Genomic DNA, 2,088 nt, shown 5'->3' on the forward strand with positions numbered 1-2,088 from the left:
TGTGGTTTAGGTCGTAAAGGGTAACACCGAACTCTTCGCAGTTTTTCGATAGCGTTTCCATTTGGATACGCGCCATCTCGCCAGAGGCATTGATGTCTTTGGTTGTGGTCGAAACGTTGTGATCCATCGTGGCGAACGTTTTGCTAACCTGACGAACTTTACGGCCTTTTTCACGCAAGCCATCAAAGGCTTGTGGAGAGGTCACTTCGTGTACCAAGTGACGATCAATATAAAGAATAGGGGTTTCCCCTTCTGCCGCGACTGCAACGTGTGCGTCGTAGACTTTTTCGTATAGTGTTTGGCCCATTGCTTCCTTTCCTCGTCGTCCTTGTCACCGCAACGGGATGATCCGCTGCGGTGATGGCAAACGACAGTTATAGTTATAATGTCAGTCTGTTTATGAGTTCAAAATGTACTCAGCGATCTTGTCACCCATTTCTGATGTCGTCAGTGCAGGCTTGTCGCTTGCTAGGTCTGCGGTAAGCTCACCTGCCGAAAGTGCTTTAGATACTGCGGATTCGATATCTTGCGCCGCAGCTTCTTCGCCAAGGCTGTAACGCAGCATCAGTGCTGCAGAAAGGATCTGCGCAACTGGGTTAGCAATGTTTTTGCCTGCGATATCTGGTGCGCTGCCACCGGCAGGCTCGTATAGGCCGAACTTGCTTTCGTTAAGACTTGCTGAAGGCAACATGCCCATAGAGCCCGTGATCATTGCACACTCATCAGAGATGATGTCGCCAAAGATGTTTGAACATAACATGACGTCAAACTGGGCTGGGTCTTTGATTAACTGCATGGTCGCGTTGTCGATGTACATGTGAGACAACTCGACATCTGGGTAGTCTTTGGCAATCTCTTCCACAACTTCACGCCATAAGATAGAACTCTGCAGAACGTTTGCTTTGTCAATTGAGCACACTTTCTTACGACGTAGACGAGCAGATTCAAACGCGATTTTTGCAATACGTTCGATTTCGTAGCGGTGGTACACCTCGGTATCAAACGCTTTTTCGTTAGCGCCTTCACCCTCACGGCCTTTCGGTTGGCCGAAGTAGATGCCACCAGTTAATTCGCGTACGACGACAATATCAAAGCCTCGACCTGAGATGTCTGCACGTAGCGGTGAGAAAGCTTCTAGACCTGCGTGGATTTGCGCTGGACGAAGGTTACAGAACAGTTGGAAGTGCTTACGTAGTGGCAGCAATGCACCGCGCTCTGGCTGGTCGTTTGGTGGCAAATGTTCCCACTTAGGGCCACCAACCGAACCAAATAGAACCGCGTCAGACTCTTCACACGCTGTTACCGTACTTTCTGGAAGTGGGCAACTATGATTATCGATAGCAATACCACCAACATCATGTTCTTCGCGCTCAAATGAGATGCCATGTTTTTGCTCGATCGCATCCAGAACTTTATGCGCTTGAGCCATCACTTCTGGGCCGATGCCGTCACCAGGAAGTACGGCAATTTTGTATGATTTGTCTGTCATGTTATTCCTTTAATCTTCTAATTTTTGAGCTCAATTATTTGAAATCGTGTTGTGTGTCTCTGAGCGATAAAGCTCAGCATGACTATACCGTAGCAATCTTTTTCTGCTTCATCTCGGCAATGGTGTCTGCGCGATGGATGCTGTTGATAACATGCAATAGCGCTTGACCAGAAGCTTCTACGATATCGGTTGAAACGCCCGTACCGTGGTATTTTCTACCTTTGTAGTTGGCAATGATGTCTGCTTGACCTAGACCATCCTCACCTTCACCTTTTGCGGTTAGATCGAATTTATCTAGTACGATCTCGTAACCTGTCACGCGGTAGATACATTGGTATAGCGCATCAACCGGACCATTGCCGACCGCCGCTTCACACATTTCCGCATCACCACATTGCATCTTGATGCTGGTGGTTGCCATCACGCTGCCCGATTGCACGCTTAGGTAATTCAACTTGTAGAAGTCATCTTCTTCACGTAAGTTGGAGAAGTGCATTAGCGCTTCCAAATCGTAATCAAACACTTGGCCTTTACGGTCGGCCAGTTTCAAGAAATCGGCGTACAGTGCGTCTAGGTTGTACTCATCTTCTTTATAACCC

At 47.9% G+C, this 2,088-nt stretch carries 3 protein-coding genes; all 3 read right to left on the bottom strand.

The window, feature by feature from the left end:
* The coding region (locus R7Q38_RS22800; protein WP_318114384.1) for an aconitase family protein at positions 1–307 on the bottom strand (307 nt) is incomplete at its 3' end.
* Positions 308–397: 90 nt separating this feature from the next.
* Positions 398–1,489: a 3-isopropylmalate dehydrogenase gene (gene leuB, locus R7Q38_RS22805; RefSeq protein WP_318114385.1), complete on the bottom strand. Its 1,092-nt coding sequence runs from the start codon at positions 1,487–1,489 to the stop codon at positions 398–400.
* An 82-nt stretch (positions 1,490–1,571) separates the two neighbouring features.
* Positions 1,572–2,088 (bottom strand): alpha-isopropylmalate synthase regulatory domain-containing protein (locus R7Q38_RS22810; RefSeq protein WP_318114386.1); only part of this gene is annotated, 517 nt, incomplete at its 5' end.

Origin of the sequence: Vibrio sp. Vb0598, assembly GCF_033338935.1 — a bacterium.
GTDB lineage: Bacteria > Pseudomonadota > Gammaproteobacteria > Enterobacterales > Vibrionaceae > Vibrio > Vibrio alginolyticus.

What these genes read in the sequence shown, in the direction of transcription:
- leuB (WP_318114385.1), bottom strand. Translation starts at nt 1,489, where the DNA reads ATGACAGACAAATCATACAAAATTGCCGTACTTCCTGGTGACGGCATC.